The organism is Mesorhizobium sp. M0800, from assembly GCF_040320095.1.
Taxonomy (GTDB): domain Bacteria; phylum Pseudomonadota; class Alphaproteobacteria; order Rhizobiales; family Rhizobiaceae; genus Mesorhizobium.
This window is the reverse complement of sequence record NZ_JAMYOZ010000012.1, coordinates 34,194-55,697: the sequence shown is the minus strand read 5'-3', so window position 1 is coordinate 55,697 and position 21,504 is coordinate 34,194. Positions and strand designations below refer to the sequence as shown.

Here is a 21,504-nt window from a genome sequence, read left to right as displayed (position 1 = left end):
CATCGGCTGTCTCCAGCTTGAACCCTGTAATAGCGCCAATTAGTTTCGATCCTGTCGGCTGGGCCTGCATCAAGGGGTGTCGTGCCAATTGGTCCCAAAGCAGAGCAAGCTGGCGTCTTTCGTCCCTCCGATCTGGCGCTGCTGGGCCGCGTCTTCGATCGGTTGGAAGTTGAGGGCCAATCCAGCCGGCCAACATGTTGCTCAGACATTCACGGCCGCGACGCTGGTTGTGCGAACAAATGATGGGCCTCGTCGAAAACGGCCCTTGGGAGGACCCGAAGCTCGCTTGCTTCGTAGGGGAGATGCTCGAGATACTGCGTCGTCAGCCGGGCAACCACTTGCGCTTGGGCCAGGTCGCGGCGGCGCTTGATTGGCTCGCGATCAGCTCGTTTTGAGACCCAGAATTTGTGAGCGGCAAAAATACGCGGATCGGGTGCCACGAGCCGTAACGGTCCGCCTTTTTCATCGATGGCGATTGCTTCGAAAGCAGGGGCATTTTCCAACCATGCCAGGCCGGCGATCTCGGCGGCCACCAATTCGTCGTCAGCCTTCCCGATAGTTTCCCGGCTCGGCTTCCACGCCGGGTTTGCGAGCGGTTTGATCAGATCGACGAGATATCCGTCGCGGTTCACCGCGCGGAATGTGGCGGATGAACGCTCGAAAGACCGATCGACCTTGCGCAAAAGGTTGATGAGCGCTCCATCTTCGACGTTGGCGCCAGACATGATCCTGAGGGACTGGCGCGAGTCCATGAGGAGATCGATATCTTGCGTCGATGTGATTCCGGGATCCACGAACACTCCGGCCGCCGCCTCATAGGCGTAGATCGCATTCGTGCCTGCAATACGAATGCCTTCCCCGAGAAGACCGGCGTTATCGATTGCTCTGATAATTCTTGCGGCGATCAGGGGAACACGCCCAAGCCGGAGCGCGCGATTGACAGCAGATTGGCGCTCCATCTGCTCCTGTCGCGCAGAGAGCGTTTCTTGGGCGGACGCGCGAGCTGCTTCCCAATCCGCCTTGACAGCTTCGCTCGCCGGCGAGCGCCGACCCTCTGCCTTTTGGTGTCGTACGCCAGCGGCGTCGTAGTAGCTTCGCATCAAATGGTCGATGCCGTTCACGGTGTGCCAGACGAGGGATCCCCGAAAGCTCTTCGCCTTCCTTTGGGCCTCTTTGAGCGCAATGAACCGTTGGTCGGAATTGACTTTTTCCCGACGCTGATCGTTATTTAATTCAACAAAATCAATCAATTCAACAGTTACCACACGTTTATCTCAGAGCTGTTGCAAGACACAATAGGCGGCGGAGCGCCCGATTGCAACAGCTCTCACGTGATTCCACTGCGACTGTAGAAGTAGCTGTATTAATTAAAAAATATGAGGACCGAGCGACTTTTCTACGGCAGCGCAGTCGAAGCAAAAGCGCCGCTCGAACGCGGCCTTCGCTGGTTTTATTCCATCCCCAGACCGGGCCGGTGCAAACGGTCTGAGAAAGCTACCAATATGGCGATGGTGGTCATTCGTCACCTCAAGCCGATCCGCTCGATTTGCAACTCCGCGGATGTCGTGACAAAGCTCCCTTTCCCCCGGCTTGGAAGTGCTTAGCTGTCGTCCTTATAAGACTTGGCGGCATTATCGATCTTACGCCAGTCGTTTCCGTGGCGCCGCACAAGCTCCCGCGCCTGGGCTGGCGATACACTTTGCGTTTCGACGAAGTGGTTCACTTCCGTCTCCTCGCTTTCAGGGGACGCGAACGAGGGCTCGTTGGCCGTCTGGCAATTGGGTTTTTGCATCTAGTCTGGGCATGAATGGACCTCTCCTGGAGCAAAATAAACGGTCCGGCGCGGCGAAGCTTTCCCACGCTAGCATTCAGCAGTTTCACCGATCGCCTCATTGGCTGCCCCTAGCGGCTCTGACCATACGTTCTGGTGCTCTTGGACCCAAATGAACTGCACCGCGTTGTTTGCGAGCAGTGCTGTGCTTCGCAATCTGATGGAAAAATCCGACTCCCCTGCTGCACCGCAGCCAGCTCCTGGAGCCGAAGCGCGCTTTCCGTACGATCGCGCGGCGGTTGAGCGGTTTCGACAGGCATTTCCGCGCGCCAGGTGGAGTGACGAGCGCAAAAGCTGGTTCGTGCCGGGAAAGACTGCCGCGCGGCGCATCCTGCGCTGGCAGGCGCAAGAGGCGAATCTACGAGTAGCACATGATGACAGCAAGGGACGGGATGCCTTCGCCTTCGATCCCCTGTCGAGCCGGTATCTGGAAGTCGCGGACGACCTGCGAATCCGCACGCCATATTCGCGGACGGTTCTTGAGGAATTGCGAGCCGTTCCATGGGCGAGCTGGGACGACGAACTGCGGGCCTGGAGGGTGCCTTTCCGCTCATACGAGGAGTTGAGGCGCCATTGGCCAAGCATCGAAAGGGCCGCAGGCCGCGCAGAACCGGAGGAGCGGAAACGACGACGGGAAGCATCCAAAGACTCCGAGGAATATAAAGCCGCTAGATTGCGGTATGCCGAACGCAGGCGACGTCGCTATCCACTGCCCCCTGACGATTTACCCCGGCTTGGCCGTGCCGTGGCGACGGAGCAATACGGCATCGTGGTCTTCACCGAGATTTCGGGTGAACTCGTCAACGCCTCGGAGTTAGCAGCGTTCTATCCGCATTTGATCGAGGCGAACGTCGACCATGTCTGGGGCAGATGGCGTCCGGCGACGTTGGCTGAATTGATTAGAACATGGCCCGCTCGGCGTGCTGCCGAGTTAGCGGAACGGCAACGAGGCTGGTGGCAACCAACGCTGCCCGAACTCAGGATAGCTCGCCAAAAAGCTCGAAGCCTGGCCCGGAGAAGGGCAAGGCTTGGGCCGCTTCCAGCGTCTGTCCGGTTGCTCTAGTGTTGAAATGTCAACCGATCGGAACCTTCCATGTGCAGCAATTGCGAACAACATATGAGCTGGCTGAACATTGCCGGATGATGGCGTCGCTGGCCTTGAAGATCGGGACGCATGAAACCGAACTTGACCTGCCGTAGGCGCGCGACACCCGCATCAATGATCTGGCTCCAATAACCCGCGTGGCAGCTGAAGCCAGCGTCGGCGTTCTTCGAATTTACCGGACGAAGTACCCGAAGGCGAAGGATCCATTTTCGCTCCACGCTCCGCGTTTATGGCCATCGCCGACCGAGAGGAAGTTCGCCGCTCCGCTAACACGGGCCTGGGCGCGCCAAGGTCATCGCTGAATGTAAAGCCATTTCTGCAGAATTCGACGCACACAATGCCGATCCGAGGCCAACTGGGAGTGCATACCCCAGCTTGGAATTGTGCGGAACCGTACAAAGCCGATTGCAAGCAACCAACCTGGCTGGCCGGGCATTAGCAAAGCATCAATTTGGAAAGCATCGGGAGGAAGACCATGCTGCACGTTAACATGCCTCGCGAATTTGAGGTCGGCGATGAGGTTGCGCTGGCAGGTACCGTCATCACGATTCTCCCCAGCGGGCGCGCCAGGGTGAGCATTCCTTCATATGACCATCCTTATACGATTGATCCGCCACCCAAAGTCCGGGCCGGCGACCGAGTGGTTCTTGTTGGGGACGTCACCCGCATCGATTGCGGGGCGAACAAACTCTCTGTGCGGATTGACTGCGGCGGGGTGATCACGGTCGACAAGTCGGCGATCACTCGGCTGAGAAAGCACCGCCGGACTTCAGCGGGTTGACGCTCCGGCGATACAACGGCCGGTGTCGGCGTAGGGAAGATGCCAACGCCTTTGGACAGCCCAAGGGTGCGGCGCGGTCCAGCCGGATATGGAGCGGACGAACGGATAAATGGGAGCTCGACGGCTAGGGCACGCGTCCAGCGTAGTGCGTCCCTGGCGTCTTCGAGATTACTGGTGAAGCAAGTCGCAACCGCGCCTCACCTGCCGTCCAGCGTTCGGATTCGCGATCGTCGCTCTCGGCAACAGGCGGCGCGCCCGTCCAGGACGTGTCGCACGTGTGCGCTGTGGAAGGAGATGCCCAGCACATTTCGGGTGAAGGCAGCGCGGGCATCGCGATTGATCGTAACCTTTCTGTGCAACGAGCGCCTGATCGCCGGTCAGCAGTTTCAATCGCGATGGGCTCCGGCTCGTACCCATTATGGAGATCACATGTTCGTCCCGGGCCCCGATGCCGGCAATAGGTCTGCTTCGGAGCGTCGCGACGGAACTGGGCGACATGGTTGCGGTGGAGTAAGCGCCCTCCCCTGGGTTAACAACCCGGTCGGTGGCGGCCGCGACCGCATCGACAACAACCGCAACGGCAATCAAGTCGTCGCTGAAAGGCCGCAAGGTATCTGTCACGACATAGCGTGCCGGCGAAGCTCCGCCCTTGCGACGGGGATTCGTTGTAAGCCGATCAGACGGCAACGCCGGGCCAGATGAGGGAGAACTTACCCTCGGTGTGGGTCTCGACCAGGCTCGACGTTCGTCGAGGGTCGTCGGTAACTGCCGACTACGAGTCGAGGTCGTATGGCTCGTGGCCCAGCTCGTTGTGATGAAGCGCCTCTGCCATACACCTGATGTCGAACGCCTGGCCGCACGCCGGGCAGAGGACGAAATACTCCTCCTCCCGAAGTGGCGATGCATCGTGGTCCTGGGGGATGACGATGTCATTGTATTGGTCGGGCATTGGGTCCTCCGGCAACGCCGCCCGCCATGCTGGAACGCCTGCCGGCAGGATTTGTTTCAAAGTTACTGCGCCTAAGAAGAAGCCCTGAGCATCGATTGGGGCCCGATGTCCGGTTTCGCTGGCAATAACCCTTGCCGAGGCCCGCCGCTCCGATGCACGGTGATCTGATGGGCATCAGCTGCGCAAAATAGCTCCGAAATCGGGCACTGGGGTTGGGCTGTTGAAGCGCCTGTCTTGCCGGCAGCTCATCCAGTCGCTGGCGGCGCTGGCGGGACATCGTCGGCTATTTCCTGCCTCAGCCTTGGTCCTTTGCTGAGCCGGCGACCGAGCGCATCGACGAAATTGTCATAACGCTGCAAACCCTTCGCGCGGGCTTCGGCCTGAGCGGATTCCGGCAAGGCTGGGGTCGAGTTGAGCCAAAACCGGACGAACAATGCTAGCGTCTCAATAGCAATTCCGACGTCACGCTCGACACGCTGCACGCGTCGATCGATCTGGTCGAGGCGGCGAGTTATCGCCGCTTGCTTCCGCTCTTCGGCATCCGGCGACAGAAACGATGCGAGCGCAGCCTCGGCGACCAGTGACAGCGAGACCTCGCGCCGCCCAGCGTAATCGGCCAGTCCGTTCATCACGTCAGGATCAAGATAGGCAGACAGACGTTTTTTCTTGGCGTTCTTCATGGGCTCAAAGCTCAATGCCATCACTGGGGTCAAGAGCGGCCTGACGTGCTGCGCGCCTCATAGCCTGATCGACACCACGACGGCGCATGGCGTCATCGTCGGGCTCGTCCCGGTCAAGATCGAACTCATCGTCGCGCTGTGTTGTTCGCTCCGGTGCGATGTCCTCGTGTTCGGGAAGCTCGGGCTGGCGGCGGATGCCGCCATTGGCCGGATCGTCGTCCTGCTGATCCTTGGCGCGCCACGATTTTTGAGGATTGCCTTCCGGCTCAGCAAAGACTGTCGTTCCGGTCCAGTCGTCAGAGCGTTCGGCTTTCAAGCTCTCTCCGGCTTTCGGTGGCGGCAGGACACGCTCGGCCAGGCGCTGATCGGCGAAGTAGCGTGCCTTCTTCGCTCGGATTGGGAACTGGCCAGAGATCATGATGATGGCATCGCTCGGCGGAAGCTGCATGATCTCGCCCGGCGTCATCAGAGCGCGCGCCGTTATTGTCCACGTGCTTCGTGGTGGCCGACCAGCGCCAGCACCAGGCAGGGCTGGTCCTTGTCGCCTTCTTCGCGCCCTCCCGGTGTGCCAATGCCAGAGATAGGAATAACAGAAGACGTGTCCGACTTTGGTTTTGGCCCAGAGAGCTCGTCGTTGAGATGGTCGAGACTCGGCTCCATGCGGAGGCTTCGACCGCAGCGATATCGTCCTCGCTGAGCTCCACTATCAGCTCGACCCGCCTGTCGCGCTTCAACAGCCAGACAAAACCTCGTAGGCCAGCAGCACGGTGCGCGTGCGGCCGTTTTGGTGATGACGAACCGGATTGCGGAACCGAGGTATCCTGATAAGCGCCGAAGTTTTTCGAGACGGCGGTGACGGTGGCGGTCATCGGCGAGAGTGCTCTATTCCGGAATAGAGGCGTTTTCGCGCTTTCCGCGAGTGTCTGGCGCCAACCAAATGGAAACGAGCCCGTGACAAGGCTGCTTGCAAGATCCAGCTGAAATCGCCGCGAGACGGGCTGAAGCCGTCTACGCGCTCAACTGCGTGCCGTCCTTCGACCGCCGGGATTTTCTAGCCGGAGTTTTGACCGACGACGACCACGCCGGCTCGCTCCCAAAAACAACAAGGCCCACTCTGGGGGCCTTGCCGTATCAACTCTGCTGTCGGCCCTGCCCTCAGTTTCCCATCATCTGCTTGGCATTTTCCGGCGTGATCGCGGTCGTGTCCACCGTCACCGTCGGCTCCACCGACGAAGCACACTCAAGCAGGATCTTCTTCGACATCTCGATCGCTTCTTTGGCGCCGGTCGGGTAGGTGAAGGTTGCCGCCCAGTCGCCCTTGGCCACGGCCTCGATGCCGCCGGCCGGACCCGGCAGGCCATCGGTGCCGATGATCTTGACCTGCTTGCCCGCACCCTTCGCTGCGAGCAGCGCACCAGCCGCCATCATGTCGTTCGAGGCATAGAGCACCTTGATCTCCGGGTGCGCTTGCAGCATGGCGGAAAAGGCGGTTTGGGCTTTGTCGGGCACCCAGTCGGCGGCCTGCTCGGCCACCACTTGGATTTTGGCATTCTCCTTCACACCGTCCTTGAAGCCGTTGAGTCGCTCCACCGCCGGCGTTGAACTCGGCAGGCCTTCAAGCACCGCCGCCTCGCCGCCTTCCGGGAGCAGGGTCTTTGCGGTGTATTTGCCCGCTTCGAGCGCGATCTTGTAATTGTCGCCGCCGATGAAGGCGGTGTAGTCCTTGCCGGGGTCGCCTACCGTTTTGCGGTCTAGCTCGATGACGGGAACGCCGGCATCCATCGCGCGCTTCACCGCCGGTGTCATGGGCGCTGCCTCGAAGGGCGAGATCAAGAGCAGATCAACTTTCTGGGTTATGAAGTTGTCGACCTGCGAGGTCTGCGTGTTGACGTTGCCGGCGCCGTCGGCGATCTGAAGCGTGAACTGCGGCACTTCCTTGACCGCCGCGGTCAGCTCGTCATTGACATGCTGGCGGTAGGGCTCGGCATTGTTCGCCTGCGAAAAGCCGATGATGAACTGGCCGTCCTTGGCGCAGGCCTTGACCATCGGCTCGGCCGCTTGGGCAGCACCCGCCATGCACAGGCAAGAGCCTGCTAGAAAGGCGACCTGCAGGGCGCGCCTCGATCCTTTTTCCATCGTTGTCATGCTTGCTCTCCTCCTCGTCGGGCCTAGGGGCCAGACCTTGGTTTCACGGTCTTCCAAATGCTGCCGCCGGCCTCCTATCGTCCCAAACCCTCGCGGCGGCGAACGAGGGATTGAAGCACTGCCGCCAGAACGATGATCGCGGCGGTCGCGAGCAGCTGCATGGCGGGGGTAATGTTGTTGAGCTGAAGGATGTTGGCGAGCGCGCCGAGCATGATGGTGCCGGCAACGGTGCCGACCATCGAGCCGGCGCCGCCGAACAGGCTGGTGCCGCCGATGACCACGGCCGCGATGGCCGTGAGCTCATAGCCCATACCGTCATTGGCGCTGCCGAAGTTGAACTGACCGGCATGCACGATGCCGGCAAGGGCGGCGGCAAATCCGGTAATGGCGTAGACCGAGATCTTGATCATCGAGACCGGCACGCCCGAAATACGCGCCGCTCGCTCGTTGCCGCCGACGGCAAAGACATAGCGGCCGAAGCGCGTGGTATTCAGTACCAGGGTAGCAATAGTGGCGAAGACGATGAAGACAATGGTGGCCACCGGCACTGTGTTGTTGAACAGGCGCTCGCCCAGTACCGCGAAGACAGGTGGCGCCAGGCCGGGCCCGTCGCCATAGGAAATATTAATGTACTGGTTGCCGGAAACGACCAGCGCGAGACCTCGCGCCGCCTGCAGGCCGGCGAGCGTGACGATGAACGGCTCGAGCCTAAAGCGGCTGGAAATGGTGCCCTGGATCATGCCGAAGACGGTGCCCATTACCAGCACCGCGAGGATGGTCGGGATAAGCCCGAAGCCGCCGGAGATCATCATCGTCGCGGTGACGACGCTGGAGAGACCAAGCACTGCGCCCACCGAAAGGTCGATGCCGGCGGTGATAATGACGAAGGTCATGCCGATGGCGATAATGCCGGTCTCCGACACCGCGCGCACGATGTTGGCCATGTTGTCGGGCGCAAGGAACAGGATCTCGCCATGGCGCCTCGGCGAGAAGATGACGCCGCCGATCGCCACCAGCACCAGGCCGATCAGGCTCTGGAAGCGCACGATCAGCGCGAGTGGATCGCGATGCTTTGCGGCCGGTGCAGCTAGCACCGGACCGCTCGCAACCGAAATCTTCTGCTCGGACATCACGCCTCCCTGCCATTTGCCGCTGCCATCACGGTGTGCTCGTCAACGCCACCGGTGAATTCCGCTACATTGCGCCCCTGGCGCAGCACCACGATGCGGTCGCACAGGCCTATAAGCTCCGGCATTTCGCTGGAGGCAACCAGGATGCCCAGGCCCTGCGCCGCCAACTGCCGCAGCCGCTGATAGATCTCGCCCTTGGCGCCGACATCGACGCCGCGCGTCGGCTCGTCGAGCAGCAAGAGCCGGGGATTGCCAAGTATCTCCTTGGCCAGCACCACCTTCTGCTGGTTGCCGCCGGACAGCGCGCCGACCGCGACGTCGGGATTCTTCGGCCGAATGTCGAACTGGCTGAACGATTGTTTCACCGCCTCGGCCTGGCGGCCCGGCGACATCAGTCCGCCCGGCGATATTCGCCGGATCACCGACATGACGAGGTTGAGGCCAACCGCCATCCTCAGCATTAGGCCACTGCCACGGCGGTCGTCGGTGACGAAGGCGATGCCGGCAATGCGCGCGGCTCTGATGGAATCAAGCTTGACCGGACGGCCGGAAATGGCGACGCCGCCCTCCCAGTGACCGGAAAGGCCGGTGCCGTAAAGCGCGCTCAGGAGCTCGGTGCGCCCTGCCCCCATGATGCCTGCCAGCCCGACGATCTCGCCTTCATGCACCTCGAGTGAAAGCCCTGTCGGGGCCTGCCAGCCGGCGCTGTCGCGCACTAGCCGGAAGCTGGCATCGCGCAGGCTGAGCAGAGCCCGGCCGACGGCCGTGGTGCGCTGGGGATAGAGTTCGTCCAGTGGGCGCCCGACGAGCAGCCGCACCAGTTCGGCCTGCGGTGCGTGCGGCTCGGTGATGCCGGCCACACGTCCGTCCCGCATCACCGTCACCCGGGCCGCGATCTGCGGCACTTCCTCCAGGCGGTGGGAGATATAGACGATGCCGACGCCACTGGCAGCGAGCTTGCGCATGATGTCAAACAGCCTCTCGACCTCGCCCACCGTTAGGGCCGCCGTCGGCTCGTCCATGATCAGGACCCGCGTCGCATAGGACAACGCTTTGACGATCGCAACGACCTGGCGTTGCCCGATCGATAGGTCGCCGACTAGCCTGGCGGGATCGATAGCCAGTTCGATAGCTTCCAGGCGCTTGCGAGCTTCGCGGCGCATCCCTGCCACATCGAGCAGTCCGCCCGAGCACATCAATTCGCGGCCAAGGAAGAGGTTTGACGCCACATCGAGCGTTGGAACGAGATCAAGCTCCTGAAAAATGGTCGCAATTCCGGCCGTCTGCGCCTCGCGCGGGTTGTTGAACCGCACCGGCTTGCCGTCAATCTGGATCGTACCTTCGTCGGGCGCGTAAACTCCCGACAGCAGATTCATCAATGTCGATTTGCCGGCGCCGTTCTCGCCCAGCAGGGCGTGGATCTCGCCTGGCTTGAGATCGAAATCGACACCGCGTAGCGCCTGGACGCCGCCGAAGCGTTTCACGGCCCCTGTCACCGATAGAAGCGGCGCGCTCATGCCGGCCTCCCGCAGGAGTGGCGGGCATGCAGCGTCGCCTGAAGCCGCACCGAGCGGGGCTCGGTATCCGTTGATGCAATTCGGGCGCTAAGCAACGATGCGGCCTGCCGCCCGATTTCGGTGCAAGGCTGCGCAATAAGGGTCAGTCGCGGCTCAAAACAATCGGCCCATTCGAAGTCGTCAAAGCCGACAAGTGAAAGATCCCGAGGTATTGCGAGACCTTTTTCGCGAACCGCTCGGACCGCTCCGATCGTCGCCATATTGTTGCCGGTGACCAACGCCGTAGGCGGCGAAGCCAATGACAACATCGCGCGGGTCGATGCCGTAGCGCTCGCCGTGTCGACGTTCCCTGGCGGCAGATATTCCGACACGTAGGCAAGTCCGTTAGCCATCAAAGCTGACTTGAACGCATTGATACGTTCGCGAGTCGTAGCAAGGCCCGGCTGCCCCGCAATGAACCCAATCCGCTGGTGGCCGAAGGATGCGACGTGATCGATAAGAGCCCGCATCGCAGATTGGTTCTCCACGCCGATCTGGTCAAATCGTTCGTCGGCAAACCGGTCGATCAGAACGCAGGGAACCATTTTCTCGGCAAGGTAGTTGGTGGCTCGCTCTGGGGCACCCGAGGGCGCCAGAATAACGCCGTCAACACGTCGTTGATGGAAGGCGCGAACGACCGCAAGCTCCCGATCAGGATCGTCCTGCGTGTCGGAGAGGAAAACCATGAGGCCAAGACGCGCGCATTCCGCTTCCACGGCACAGATGATGTCAGTGAAATACGGGTTCGAGATCGCCGAAATCGCCAAGCCGACGCTGTTGGTTGAAGCGACCTTGAGAGAACGCGCCAGCCCATTGGGCTGATATCCAAGCAAAGCAATCGCTTCGTTAATGGCTTTCGACTTCGCAGGCGAGACAAAGCGCGTGCGGTTGATCACATGGGACACCGTTGAGACCGACACGCCGGCACGACGGGCTACCTCAACCATCGTTGCCATTGCGGCTCAAACGGAGTGCACGCAAGCGCTCCTCCCTGATGTTGCGCTTTAAGCCCGCTCTGTCCTGGCGGGTACAATAACGATAATGCCATCGAAACGTTTGCGCAATCGATTCGATGGGCGTTTTTGATCTGATCAGACTATTGTTGTCTAGAGTGGAGCAAAGCAGACACACGACGTCCGCTCCCCTCACCACTCGAATTCTGTGGGCACGATTTAGAAATGGTGCGCGAGCAGATTGCCAAACCTGTCGGAAAGATCATGGTCCCGAGAGACGCTTCAATCTGGCGTCGCGCGATGATCGGGCATAGCGTCGCATGAGGAATTCTCGCCTCTGCCAACCTATCTTGCCGGCTCATTCATCCCTTTGCTGGCGGTACTGGCGGAACATCGTCGGCTATTTCCTGCCTCAGCCTTGGTCCTTTGCTCAGCCGGCGACCGAGTGCATCGACGAAATTGTCATAGCGCTGCAAACCCTTGGCGCGCGCCTCGGCCTGCGCGGATTCCGGCAAGGCTGGGGTCGAGTTGAGCCAAAAGCGGACGAACAATGCGAGTGTCTCAATGGCAATTCCGACGTCGCGTTCGACACGCTGCACACGTCGATCAACTTGGTCGAGGCGTCGAGTGATCGCCGCTTCCTTTCGTTCTTCGGCATCCGGCGACAGCAACGACGCGAGCGCAGCCTCGGCGACCAGTGACAGCGAGACCTTGCGCCGCTCGGCGTAGTCTGCCAGCGCGTTCATCACGTCAGGATCAAGATAGGCAGAGAGACGTTTTTTCTTGGCGTTCTTCATGGCTCAAAGCTCAATGCCATCACTCGGGTCAAGAGCGGCCTGACGTGCTGCGCGCCTCATAGCCTGATCGACACTACGACGGCGCACCGCGTCATCATCAGGCTCGTCCCTGTCGAGGTCGAACTCATCGTCGCGCTGTGTTGTTCGCTCCGGCGCGATGTCTTCGTGTTCGGGAAGCTCGGGCTGACGGCGGATGCCGCCGTTGGCCGGATCCTCGTCCTGCTGATCCGTGGCCGGCCTCAACGTCTGAGATGTGCTTTCCGGCTCAGCAGGGATCGTCGGTTCGGTCCAATCGTCAGAGCGCACGGTTGGCATGGTCGCTCCGGTTTTTGGTGGCGGCAAAACACGTTCGGTAAGCCGCTGATCGGCGAAGTAGCGTGCCTTCTTCGCTCGGATTGGGAACTGGCCCGAGATCATGACGATTGCGTCGGTGGGCGGCAGCTGCATGATCTCGCCCGGCGTCATCAGAGCACGCGCCGTTTCCTGCCGCGACACCATCAGATGCCCGAGCCAGGGCGACAATCTGTGGCCGGCATAGTTTTTCATGGCGCGCAACTCGGTCGCGGTCCCCAAAGAGTCTGAGACGCGCTTGGCTGTCCGCTCGTCATTGGTGGCGAAGCTTACCCGTACGTGACAATTGTCGAGGATGGAATTGTTTGGTCCGTAGGCCTTCTCGATCTGATTGAGTGATTGTGCGATCAGGAACGACTTGATGCCATAGCCGGCCATGAAGGCCAGTGCGCTTTCGAAGAAATCGAGCCGGCCGAGCGCCGGGAACTCGTCGAGCATCATCAACAGACGCTGTCGATGATCCTTCGCATGGAGATCTTCCGTCAGTCGGCGGCCGATCTGGTTAAGCACGAGGCGGATTAGCGGCTTTGTGCGGCTGATATCCGATGGCGGCACGACCAAATAGAGGGTCGTCGGCCGTCTCTCCTCGACAAGGTCGGCGATCCGCCAGTGGCAACATGACGTCACCTTGGCCACAACCGGATCGCGGTAGAGGCCCAGAAAACTCATGGCCGTCGAGAGCACGCCGGAGCGCTCGTTTTCGGATTTGTTGAGCAGTTCTCGGGCAGCCGACGCCACGACCGGGTGCGGGCCGGCATCGCCCAAATGCCGGGTCAGCATCATGGCGCGCAACGTCGTCTCGATTGGCCTCTGTGGATCGGAGAGGAAGTTCGCCACCCCGGCAAGGGTCTTGTCCTTCTCCGCATAGAGCACATGCAGTATGGCGCCGACCAGCAGCGCATGGCTGGTCTTCTCCCAGTGGTTGCGGCGTTCCAATGTGCCTTCCGGGTCGACCAGCACATCTGCCACGTTCTGCACATCTCGAACTTCCCGCTCGCCTCGTCGCACCTCCAGCAGAGGGTTATATGCCGCGGATGCGGCATTGGTCGGATCGAACAGAAGCACCCGGCCGAAACGTGTCCGCCATCCGGCCGTCAGTTCCCAGTTTTCGCCTTTGATGTCGTGGACAATTGCCGAACCCGGCCAGGTCAGCAGCGACGGCACAACCAGGCCGACGCCCTTGCCGCTTCGGGTCGGCGCAAAACACAGCACGTGTTCGGGACCATCATGGCGTAGATAGTCGTGGTCGAGCTTGCCGAGCACCACGCCATCAGGACCGATTATGCCTGCGGCTCTGATTTCGTCTCGCGTCGCCCAGCGTGCCGAGCCATAGGTCGCGGAGTCCTTTGCCTCGCGGGCGCGCCACACCGACATCCCGATCGCGGTGGCGATCGCCATCAGGCTGCCGCTTGCCGCAATCGCCGCGCCCTCAACAAAGATCCTCGGCGCGTAGGCGTCATAGAAAAACCACCACCAGAAAAACGCCGGCGGAGGATAAATGGGCTGTCCCGCCAGTTCGAACCAGGACGGACCGAGTTGGCTCTGAAAGCCGAGCCGCCATGCCGTCCATTGCGTCGCTGACCAAGTTGTCACGAGGACGAACCCAAGGGTGGTGAGGACCTGTCCCCACAAAATCTTGGATGCCGGCACTTGTCGTTTTCTCCGATCTGAATGACCCGAACAACGAAGAAAGACCGAGTGTCGAGATATGCAAGGGGAAGGAGTTGTCAAAAGCGGCAGGACGTACTGTGAGATAGAAAGACTTGCAGAATTCGGTCGGGGACCTTCTTTGGAAAGTATTTCACTTGGGCAGAGAGATCAGAGTCGGGTCGTTGCCATTGCGCCACCATGGAACAATTGTGACTGTTCTCATTCTGGTGGTCGTGAAGGAGATCAACTAGGCCGTGAACTCATAAATGCGGAATGACCGAGATGGGGTGGAAAGCAGTCGGCCGCCCTATCCCGTCTTCAGTTCCCCAATGCTCATGATTTGAGGGCTTCCACGCAGAAGCACCTCTCCATACCAAGATACACTCTCATGTGATGGCAGAAGCAGGGGTGATGCCTTTCGGCCTAGCAGGGCGCGCTCCATGGCGTCACCAAAAGTGCGCCCCATTAAGCCGATGCCGCTCATCATCGGGGACACCACAAATACCCGGCCCCCACTATCGATATACAGGCTTTGGTGATGGTTGTGAGCTGTGGCAAAGCAAGCCAACTCCGTCTGAAGCAAGTCTCCAATCTCGGCAATCTCTCGGTAGCCTTCATGTGGGGACCAACAGAAGACGACATCGCTCCGGGCGCATTCCATGCCACGGCCGAGCTCGCCGACATTGAGGCCGCCGAACTCGCTGAGAATGGCAGCCACGGGATGACTAGCCGGGACCTCTGGAGACATGGGCACTTTGCGCCCAGGAAACCATCCGGCTGCGGCAAAGATCGGCAAAACAGCGGTCGGCAGAGTTGTCATTCTGAATTTATCGTCGGTAGTTTCAAGGTCCGCAATGGGTTGTTTTCCGACTGGCGGCTTTCATATTGCGGCGCAATCTGATTCAGGCTCCGCATGAGCCGATATGACCTGACCGACTTCGAGTGGCGCGTGATCGAGCCGCTGTTGCCCAACAAGCCGCGAGGAGTGCCGCGCGTCGATGACCGGCGGGTGCTCAACGGCATCTTCTGGGTGCTGCGATCCGGTGCGCCATGGCGCGATCTGCCAGAGCGATACGGCCCACGCACCACCTGCTACAACCGCTTTGTCCGATGGCGGAAAGCAGGTGTTTGGGACCGCCTCATGGCCGACATTACCAAAACCCATGACGGCGAGGTGCAGATGATTGACACCTCCATTGTTCGCGTCCATCAGCAGGGCGCGACGGCAAAAAGGGGGGTCGAGATTATTGTCTCGGTCGTTCTCGAGGCGGGCTGACAACCAAAATCCATGCTCTTGTCGACGCCCAAGGGAGGCCGATCAAACTAACGCTGACGGCAGGCCAGAAGAGCGACATCGCCTCCGCAGTCGACTTGATCAGGGATTTGCCCGAGGGTGCCATGCTGCTCGCCGACAAGGGCTACGATGCGAACGCCCTGCGCACGGCCATCACCGAGCGAAAGGCTTGGGCCAACATCCCGCCCAAGGCCAACCGCAAGGACCCGATCTGCTTCAGTCCCTTCCTCTATAAGGCGCGCAACCTGGTAGAGCGCTTCTTCAATAAAGCCAAGCAGTTCCGGCGGATCGCGACACGCTACGACAAGCTGGCAGAAAACTATCTTGCTGCCCTCAAACTCGTCTCAATTCGCATCTGGCTACGCAGTAATGAGTCTACGCCCTAAATCGCAGATCTGCACAACTATCCCCCTTGCGCCTCGAATGGGAAAGGGGTCCGACACCTGGCACATGGAATGTCCGGCCCAGAGCCGCTCGATCTCTTGTGCCCGATCGCACTGTCTGCCGACGACCTGATCACGTGCAGCCGCGCGTAAGATCCGCAATTTGCAAGATGATCGCGGCTGCGGTGGCTATTTGTCGACGAAAGCCGGCTGCAGGACCGTCGCTGGTTCTCGATGGAGACTGCCGCAACCGCGCCAAAGCGCGACGTTATCGGGAACGAATCCGTGCGTTGGGTTTAGCTCCGCTTCGCAGCGCGCGCTCGAGGAGCGCCTACGTCGATTCGGATCCGACGCTCGCAAGCCGGCAATGCTGGAAGACCTAGCTGCCAGCCGCCGGCGCTGGGCCGCCCTGCCCGTGCTCGATGCTCGCAGCGCCGACGAGATCATCGGGGGCGCGGCCAGCAAGGACGCTTAGTGCGCAATCGATAGGACCTCCTCGCAACCCCGTTTGGACATGGACTTGGAATAGCTGAACAACGCTCTCGACAGCCGTTATTTGGACTGGCGCGCGGCAGCGATGGCCTGCAAGAGATTAATGCTGTTCATGTCAGGTTGACTGGATGCGGCAACAGCCAGTGCTGCGGCATCGGCCATTTTCGCGACGTCGTCGCTGCTGATGGTTCCGCGCTTTTCCAGCAGGTTTAAAAGTTCGACAACGAGAAGGAAGGCGTTCACGCCATACCGTTCGGCTCTGAGCTCGAATTCGCCCCGCGCCAGTTTCTCCGAGTCTCCCTCGACCCTTTTGTCCATGATTTGGTCGCCTCCCGTCGCGGCAAAGCTATCACAAATTAACAACGTGTTCTAAACCCTCCTCCATCTGAAAAACCGGCCGTGCCCATCAGCACGGCGGGTGATCAAGCGTTGCGCGAGGCCTGGTGCTCGCAGATCTATAAATCGATTGCCGCCCGACAGCCTATCAAACACGCTTCGCCCCCCGCCGCTTAACTTGGTAACGGCGGGCTTCTCCTCCCCAAATGGTTCAGGTCACTGGATGACTTTGACGATCTTGGGTGTGGCTGGGTCAACGACAACGGTCCGGTTGTCGACGACGACGTAGCGGTATTTGACGTTCGGGACCTCATGAAGCTCGACGGTGTCGGGCAGGGTTGAGCCTATATTGAGCTCCACTCCAGGAATTTTTCACCGATGCGAGCGGTTGCTTTTTCACATATTCTTTCATGAGCGTCTCCTGTTCAGGTTGGATCACCACGTCCTGAGCGCGGCGGCACCGACACCAGCCGGCAGCAGAAATCCCGCGGCTGCGGTGAAAAGATGCATTCTCACAGCTATCTCCTTGTGAGCTCTCTTGTACTGGACGCGAATTTTGCGCCAAAGCTCCCCCAAACCTGAAGCTTCTGCAGACGTTCCTCACTGAGCCTTCGGTCTGGCGTGCGTAGCACCTAAGTCTGAGTTGTTGTGCGCAAGAGCCCCGGACATCGCGCCGCCCCGGAACTGTGTCTGTTCGTACTCGTTGGCGTCGCTCAACGGAGGAGCCTATGGAGAACAGTGTCCACCAAGCTCGCTGGCTGCTTGCACCGGTTTTCGCGGTCTCCATCACCCTCTTGGCGATAGGAATGGTCATTAGCTGATACTCGTTAGCCAGAAATGACGCTCTAACAGCCCTCAAAATTTGTGTCGGCGCAGAAAAGTGCCTTCCTGCGCTTATAGGATCCGCCCGCCATTCCTCGATTGGCGGGCGGATCCTCATCTCCCAGCTGCATCGGATGTCGAGTAAGTAGGAAAACGGAAATGGACGAGAACAAGAGCAATCGAGACTTGTTCGACCGAGGCCGCCTGTTGATCGATGCGTTTCATGAGGTGGAACATTTCGCGCGGGAAAATGTCGTGTCGCCGAGCCAGGTCGGCAAGCTGATCAAAAGAACGGCATCGACCGTCTGACCCTCACCAAGGCAGTGAAGAGCTGCGCGACCGGCATTGAAAAACCCGCCGCACTCTACAGTACGACGGGTCGATCGGGCCGTTGCGCCGAGCACGGGGGCGTGGGCGCTGGGGTGGGCGGTGCCCGGTGCGGCCCGATCGAAACGAACGATACGTGCGCGGCTGCTTGGCGTCTACCAACCGCCAGTTGGGGACAATTTTCGTAGCCGGTGGGGCGGACAACCATTGCAAATGTCGTCCTTTTACATACCGTTGACGCGTTCATCCCGACGGGCGCTAATTTTGATTACCAGTGACGGCCCTTCTGAAGCTTGGGGGTTGCAAAATGCCTTTCAAACAAGCCGGTTTATACCCGGTCCGATCTGGATTCGCCAACCCGTTTTCGACCAGGTTTGGAGTGAGGGAGGATATCGCCCGCTCGTCCTTGGAAGGCGAGACGCTAGCAATGCGAATATGGGCTGCCTTGCAAGAGGCAGGCTTGGACGAGGGCGTCTGCTCGAGCTCGTGAGATCGACACGTAAGCTCATTCCTTGTCCCAAAAATTTCCCAGCTGCCAATCTGTAGTTCGGAGAGAGAGGGGTGGAGTTCAGGCCGCTCGACCTGTTCATTTCCGAACTGCCGCGCGGGGCCAATGAAGTCGATTGACCGACGATGCCGGAGCGTGCCGGCTTGCTCCGTCGCGCAGCAGCGACGATCAAGGCCTATCGTGACGACATCGGCTATTCCGGAACGCGAGCCAATGACACCGGCTCTGACGACGTCGTCTTCGACCTGGAATCGATTGGGAGCATTGTCGAGATTTTTCCGGCCGCCAGGGTGTCGGCCGCGATGCTGGAAGCGGTCGAGTGCATCAAGGCGAGGACGCTGTGCGACAAAAAGCCATCAAAGTGACCGCTATGTTCAAACCTTGGACCATCCTGTGGCCGGCTGTTACCAGCATAGTTAATGGCTGCACGGGCGTAAGCGGTCATACTAGCTTCCGCCTCCGCCCCTAAGTTCGCGCGTTTTGGCGAACACTAAACGCTGTCGTGCAGAGCCGAACTCTCGCCAGGGATTAAGGGTTCCAAAAGAACGGCAGTTCCTCTCAAATGCAAACGGGTATTGCTTTGGCAGAGCTTGAGTTCATCGACGGTCGCGCCTCTTACGGACGCCTCATTCGACCAGACGGGAAAGGCGGAAACATTGTCTTCAACGACGCCGGAACCGGCAGCCTCTTCGGCTTGGCCGGCACCTGTCAGGGGGCTCGAGAAACGGCTCCGCCGTCATCGACAATCCTAGCCAGTTCAACTCGTAAACCAGGCAGCTTTCTATGGCTGTTTTGCTGAAGAGCGGAGATCGGCCAATGTCCGCTCTTACCCATTCCTGCCCGACAGTTTGCGCCCAAGCCATCGCGCTCATTGGCTAATCGCGGCACCGTTCACCGCCCGCCGCGGCGGAAGTTGGTCGAGGGAGTTGCCCGCGTGCTGGAATCCAAGAACGGCGAGGATGCGAATGCGTTCTGGCGCAGCACCGCCAAGACAATTCTCGTTCAGTTGTCCGAATCAGGAATTGCACCCGGGCGCGCCGAACAGGAAATTGGAACGCTTCTTCATGCCGTCTTACGCGAGATAGCCAGCCGGAGTCCTGCGAAACGCACACATTAGCGTCGACTCACGACGAATGATTGCCGCTTGCAGACTCGACTAGGCTTCGCACACGTTACTGCACTGCTCCCGTCGAATGCTAGGTTTCTCACTTGGCAACTAGCGCGGCTCCCGCCCAAAAAGCCAGTTTCGAATATTTCAATTGTTTACCCCAGCTGGCACGTGCCCGGTGGCAGCCAGCTGGAAACCTGGCGGAGCCAACCAATTGAGATCGTGAAACACTCCACTTACGCCAATGGTTACGCTCGCTGCCTATCGCCGCGCTGGCCCTAATCACCGTCCGTCGCGGTCTGTAATGGGTCGGCTGGCTGCTCCGCGTCGCAATGCTGAATGCCGAAGGACTGGCGCGGCCATGGACGCGCAAGCGCAGGTCCTGATGCGATGTTTGGTGAATCCGGTTTGCTGGGCTTGCATTCCATGGTGGCTCTATCGGCTGGAATAAGCTTCTGGCGCGCAGTGTCCGTTCGAATGATGCTTTTGCGTTGCCTTGAGCGCAAGTTTTTGGCCAGCCAGCCAGCACCTCCTCTTAAGCATGCTGCTGGTCAAGGCCCAGCGGCCTCTAGCTGCTAGTCCCCCCTCAACCAAGCCGCTGGGCCATACCCGCTAGAGCGAAGCGTGCTGTCTCGCACATTAGCAATCCCTTGCTTAAGGCCGTGCACGCTCCAGACTCGTTTCATGAAGCGGGGAATTGGAATTGGTGACGTGGTCGCAATCACCGCGACTGATCAGCGATCCGCCAAATTGGCGGCAAATCCATTGGAAAGCGCGCCAGACCGAAGCTATACCGCGCGGTTAGCCGGTCCCCATCGTCCTGCCACTCGACAGCGCTGGCAATAGAGCACCAGATCCCGGTCCATACAGCCGCCCTACCCTTCGCAAGAGGGTCGATGAGGGCCTGGATATCTATCCCTATTCGGCCGCACCTAAGTTCCAGATGTCCCGATGCAGGCGCCATGTCCCGTCGTCGCCCTTTTTCCAGACGACGAGATACTTGCCCGCGACGGTGGAGAGGGCGCCGCCTTTGCTCGGCACACCGAGCGTAAATGCACCAACTTCGTAGGCGAGATTCCCGCTCCCTTCCACTTCCAGCGCCTTCAGGGTGAGATTCTTCATCCCGGCCTTGATTGCGCCCTGCCAGAATTCTTCCACGCCCTTGCGGTCATCGACGCGTTTGCCGTCGGGTGGCAGCAGGGCGGCATCGTCGGTATACATTTGACCTACCGCTGCTGCGTTTCCGCTGTTGAAGGCGTCCATAAATTTTACCAACGCCGCTTCGATGTCCTCACGAGCCGACTGGGCGGCCGCAGACAATGCAGACGAAAGAAGCAGCACAGCAGCAAATGCAAATGACTGAACCAGTCTCATTTCGTCCTCCCTTGCGTGCCCGACATGCCCACCCGATGAATAGCGCCGACCCGAGGGCGCCGCAGCGTTCGATGGCCAGGCGCGGATTATATTAGACTTATCTGATATGACGGCGCAAGCGCAGCTGCGACCCTCTGAACGACCAGCGTAGCAGCTGCCGGAGAGCTTCAAAGCGGCGGCTACCGCCTCACTGCCCTCCTCGTCTCGACGAAAGAGTTCGTTCGAATGATGCTTTTCCGTGGCTTTGCTCGCAAGTTTTCGTCAGCCAGCACAGGGCCTCCTCTTACGCTCGCTGGTCGTCAAGGCCCAGCGGCCACTAGCTGGCAGTCCTCCCGCAGCCAAGCCGCTGGGCCCCTCGACGTGGGGAACGAGCATTGGAGACGATGTCGCGCTTTCCTTTACAGCCCGAAGGCGGGTGACAGATGACCGCGTCAGCCTCTCCACCCCGAGCTACGATTTCACGCATTCGATCAGGCACAGCTCTCTCGGGCTTGCGCGCCAAGCATGAGTTAGCTCCCGAATGAGCAGGTGCCGCCCAGTTCAGCTTCGGCCCTTGCGCGCGCAAAGTATTGGGCGAGATCGATCGGCAGTCCAGTCGGCAAATTGGGGCAGCGATGGCGAGAATGAATGCCAGGAACTTCCCTTCGGTGCCGCTTCGTCGATCTGTTTGCCAAAAAGACGCGCGCGCTGCGTGCCGCCCCATACCGCAGAGAACTCACTTCAGGTCACACACACACACACGACGCCACCGAGATCCTGCATCACTTTTCTACTCCGACGCCGCCACGTCGCCAAGATCAGTCGCGAGCGTGATCGCGGCTATCAAATCGGGATCGCGCGCCGGAGCGCTCTATGAGTGAGCCCCGAACGGCGCGCTGCTCCTCGAGCAATCCGGCTCGACGTAAGGCGGGCCATCCGTGCCGGCCTGGTGA

General features: G+C 60.1%; 19 protein-coding genes and 3 pseudogenes. 7 read left to right on the top strand and 15 right to left on the bottom strand.

What is annotated here, in order from left to right:
- Positions 1-209: 209 nt before the first annotated feature.
- Positions 210-1,265 carry a GSU2403 family nucleotidyltransferase fold protein gene (locus tag NKI18_RS16505; protein WP_352620019.1) on the bottom strand — a complete coding sequence of 352 codons (1,056 nt, stop codon included), beginning with the start codon at positions 1,263-1,265 and terminating at the stop codon, positions 210-212.
- A gap of 726 nt (positions 1,266-1,991) precedes the next feature.
- Between NKI18_RS16505 and NKI18_RS16500 the strand changes: the two genes are divergently transcribed.
- Complete coding sequence (locus NKI18_RS16500; RefSeq protein WP_352620043.1) at positions 1,992-2,894, top strand: hypothetical protein; 903 nt, start codon at positions 1,992-1,994, stop codon at positions 2,892-2,894.
- Between the two features lie 517 nt (positions 2,895-3,411).
- Positions 3,412-3,717 carry a hypothetical protein gene (locus NKI18_RS16495; RefSeq protein WP_352457223.1) on the top strand — a complete coding sequence of 102 codons (306 nt, stop codon included), beginning with the start codon at positions 3,412-3,414 and terminating at the stop codon, positions 3,715-3,717.
- A gap of 772 nt (positions 3,718-4,489) precedes the next feature.
- Here NKI18_RS16495 and NKI18_RS16490 read toward each other — a convergent pair.
- From NKI18_RS16490 to NKI18_RS16440, 11 genes and pseudogenes are all read right to left on the bottom strand, one after another.
- Positions 4,490-4,666, bottom strand: a complete 177-nt coding sequence (locus tag NKI18_RS16490; RefSeq protein ID WP_352620018.1) for a hypothetical protein — start codon at positions 4,664-4,666, stop codon at positions 4,490-4,492.
- Between the two features lie 245 nt (positions 4,667-4,911).
- Entirely contained in the window at positions 4,912-5,346 is a 435-nt protein-coding gene (locus NKI18_RS16485) for a CopG family transcriptional regulator (protein WP_352572211.1), read from the bottom strand.
- Positions 5,347-5,350: 4 nt separating this feature from the next.
- The gene (locus tag NKI18_RS16480) at positions 5,351-5,815 is read right to left on the bottom strand and encodes a type IV secretory system conjugative DNA transfer family protein (RefSeq protein WP_352620042.1); all 465 of its coding nucleotides are present in this window, start codon (positions 5,813-5,815) and stop codon (positions 5,351-5,353) included.
- 149 nt (positions 5,816-5,964) lie between these two features.
- A pseudogene (locus tag NKI18_RS16475) lies at positions 5,965-6,215 on the bottom strand (type II toxin-antitoxin system Phd/YefM family antitoxin); the annotation flags it as partial.
- 286 nt (positions 6,216-6,501) lie between these two features.
- Positions 6,502-7,491: a substrate-binding domain-containing protein gene (locus tag NKI18_RS16470; protein WP_352620017.1), complete on the bottom strand. Its 990-nt coding sequence runs from the start codon at positions 7,489-7,491 to the stop codon at positions 6,502-6,504.
- Between the two features lie 74 nt (positions 7,492-7,565).
- Entirely contained in the window at positions 7,566-8,621 is a 1,056-nt protein-coding gene (locus NKI18_RS16465) for an ABC transporter permease (protein ID WP_352620016.1), read from the bottom strand.
- Positions 8,621-10,138, bottom strand: a complete 1,518-nt coding sequence (locus NKI18_RS16460; RefSeq protein WP_352620015.1) for a sugar ABC transporter ATP-binding protein — start codon at positions 10,136-10,138, stop codon at positions 8,621-8,623. Before NKI18_RS16460 ends, NKI18_RS16465 begins: the two co-directional genes overlap by 1 nt.
- Positions 10,135-11,133 carry a LacI family DNA-binding transcriptional regulator gene (locus tag NKI18_RS16455; RefSeq protein WP_352620014.1) on the bottom strand — a complete coding sequence of 333 codons (999 nt, stop codon included), beginning with the start codon at positions 11,131-11,133 and terminating at the stop codon, positions 10,135-10,137. Before NKI18_RS16455 ends, NKI18_RS16460 begins: the two co-directional genes overlap by 4 nt.
- A gap of 359 nt (positions 11,134-11,492) precedes the next feature.
- Positions 11,493-11,927 carry a CopG family transcriptional regulator gene (locus NKI18_RS16450; protein WP_352620013.1) on the bottom strand — a complete coding sequence of 145 codons (435 nt, stop codon included), beginning with the start codon at positions 11,925-11,927 and terminating at the stop codon, positions 11,493-11,495.
- Between the two features lie 3 nt (positions 11,928-11,930).
- Positions 11,931-13,928: a conjugal transfer protein TraG gene (locus tag NKI18_RS16445; RefSeq protein ID WP_352620012.1), complete on the bottom strand. Its 1,998-nt coding sequence runs from the start codon at positions 13,926-13,928 to the stop codon at positions 11,931-11,933.
- A gap of 307 nt (positions 13,929-14,235) precedes the next feature.
- Complete coding sequence (locus NKI18_RS16440; RefSeq protein WP_352620041.1) at positions 14,236-14,676, bottom strand: SUKH-3 domain-containing protein; 441 nt, start codon at positions 14,674-14,676, stop codon at positions 14,236-14,238.
- A gap of 165 nt (positions 14,677-14,841) precedes the next feature.
- On the opposite strand from NKI18_RS16440, the gene NKI18_RS16435 reads away from it, so the two are divergent.
- Positions 14,842-15,608 (top strand): IS5 family transposase gene (locus NKI18_RS16435; RefSeq protein ID WP_352527421.1). Its coding sequence is split into 2 segments (ribosomal slippage): positions 14,842-15,166 and positions 15,166-15,608, totalling 768 coding nucleotides; the frame shifts between segments, so codons are not numbered across the junction.
- Positions 15,609-15,909: 301 nt separating this feature from the next.
- Positions 15,910-16,080 (top strand): annotated as a pseudogene (locus NKI18_RS16430) (type II toxin-antitoxin system VapB family antitoxin); the annotation flags it as partial.
- Between the two features lie 77 nt (positions 16,081-16,157).
- Here NKI18_RS16430 and NKI18_RS16425 read toward each other — a convergent pair.
- Complete coding sequence (locus tag NKI18_RS16425) at positions 16,158-16,415, bottom strand: hypothetical protein (protein ID WP_352620011.1); 258 nt, start codon at positions 16,413-16,415, stop codon at positions 16,158-16,160.
- Between the two features lie 234 nt (positions 16,416-16,649).
- Positions 16,650-16,943: pseudogene (locus NKI18_RS16420) on the bottom strand (DUF1236 domain-containing protein).
- Between the two features lie 471 nt (positions 16,944-17,414).
- Here NKI18_RS16420 and NKI18_RS16415 point away from each other — a divergent pair.
- From NKI18_RS16415 to NKI18_RS16405, 3 genes are all read left to right on the top strand, one after another.
- Positions 17,415-17,564: a hypothetical protein gene (locus tag NKI18_RS16415; protein WP_352620010.1), complete on the top strand. Its 150-nt coding sequence runs from the start codon at positions 17,415-17,417 to the stop codon at positions 17,562-17,564.
- A 669-nt stretch (positions 17,565-18,233) separates the two neighbouring features.
- A complete protein-coding gene (locus NKI18_RS16410; RefSeq protein WP_352620009.1) occupies positions 18,234-18,455 on the top strand; it encodes a hypothetical protein in 222 nt (73 codons plus the stop codon).
- 506 nt (positions 18,456-18,961) lie between these two features.
- On the top strand, positions 18,962-19,207 hold the full coding sequence (locus NKI18_RS16405) for a DUF6074 family protein (protein ID WP_352620008.1): 246 nt from the start codon (positions 18,962-18,964) through the stop codon (positions 19,205-19,207).
- A 909-nt stretch (positions 19,208-20,116) separates the two neighbouring features.
- Here the strand turns inward: NKI18_RS16405 and NKI18_RS16400 are convergent.
- Entirely contained in the window at positions 20,117-20,572 is a 456-nt protein-coding gene (locus NKI18_RS16400) for a YybH family protein (protein WP_352620007.1), read from the bottom strand.
- Between the last annotated feature and the right edge of the window lie 932 nt (positions 20,573-21,504).

What these genes read in the sequence shown, in the direction of transcription:
- NKI18_RS16500 (WP_352620043.1), top strand. Translation starts at nt 1,992, where the DNA reads ATGGAAAAATCCGACTCCCCTGCTGCACCGCAGCCAGCTCCTGGAGCC.
- NKI18_RS16495 (WP_352457223.1), top strand. Translation starts at nt 3,412, where the DNA reads ATGCTGCACGTTAACATGCCTCGCGAATTTGAGGTCGGCGATGAGGTT.
- NKI18_RS16490 (WP_352620018.1), bottom strand. Translation starts at nt 4,666, where the DNA reads ATGCCCGACCAATACAATGACATCGTCATCCCCCAGGACCACGATGCA.
- NKI18_RS16485 (WP_352572211.1), bottom strand. Translation starts at nt 5,346, where the DNA reads ATGAAGAACGCCAAGAAAAAACGTCTGTCTGCCTATCTTGATCCTGAC.
- NKI18_RS16470 (WP_352620017.1), bottom strand. Translation starts at nt 7,491, where the DNA reads ATGACAACGATGGAAAAAGGATCGAGGCGCGCCCTGCAGGTCGCCTTT.
- NKI18_RS16465 (WP_352620016.1), bottom strand. Translation starts at nt 8,621, where the DNA reads ATGTCCGAGCAGAAGATTTCGGTTGCGAGCGGTCCGGTGCTAGCTGCA.
- NKI18_RS16460 (WP_352620015.1), bottom strand. Translation starts at nt 10,138, where the DNA reads ATGAGCGCGCCGCTTCTATCGGTGACAGGGGCCGTGAAACGCTTCGGC.
- NKI18_RS16455 (WP_352620014.1), bottom strand. Translation starts at nt 11,133, where the DNA reads ATGGCAACGATGGTTGAGGTAGCCCGTCGTGCCGGCGTGTCGGTCTCA.
- NKI18_RS16450 (WP_352620013.1), bottom strand. Translation starts at nt 11,927, where the DNA reads ATGAAGAACGCCAAGAAAAAACGTCTCTCTGCCTATCTTGATCCTGAC.
- NKI18_RS16440 (WP_352620041.1), bottom strand. Translation starts at nt 14,676, where the DNA reads ATGTCTCCAGAGGTCCCGGCTAGTCATCCCGTGGCTGCCATTCTCAGC.
- NKI18_RS16425 (WP_352620011.1), bottom strand. Translation starts at nt 16,415, where the DNA reads ATGGACAAAAGGGTCGAGGGAGACTCGGAGAAACTGGCGCGGGGCGAA.
- NKI18_RS16415 (WP_352620010.1), top strand. Translation starts at nt 17,415, where the DNA reads ATGGACGAGAACAAGAGCAATCGAGACTTGTTCGACCGAGGCCGCCTG.
- NKI18_RS16400 (WP_352620007.1), bottom strand. Translation starts at nt 20,572, where the DNA reads ATGAGACTGGTTCAGTCATTTGCATTTGCTGCTGTGCTGCTTCTTTCG.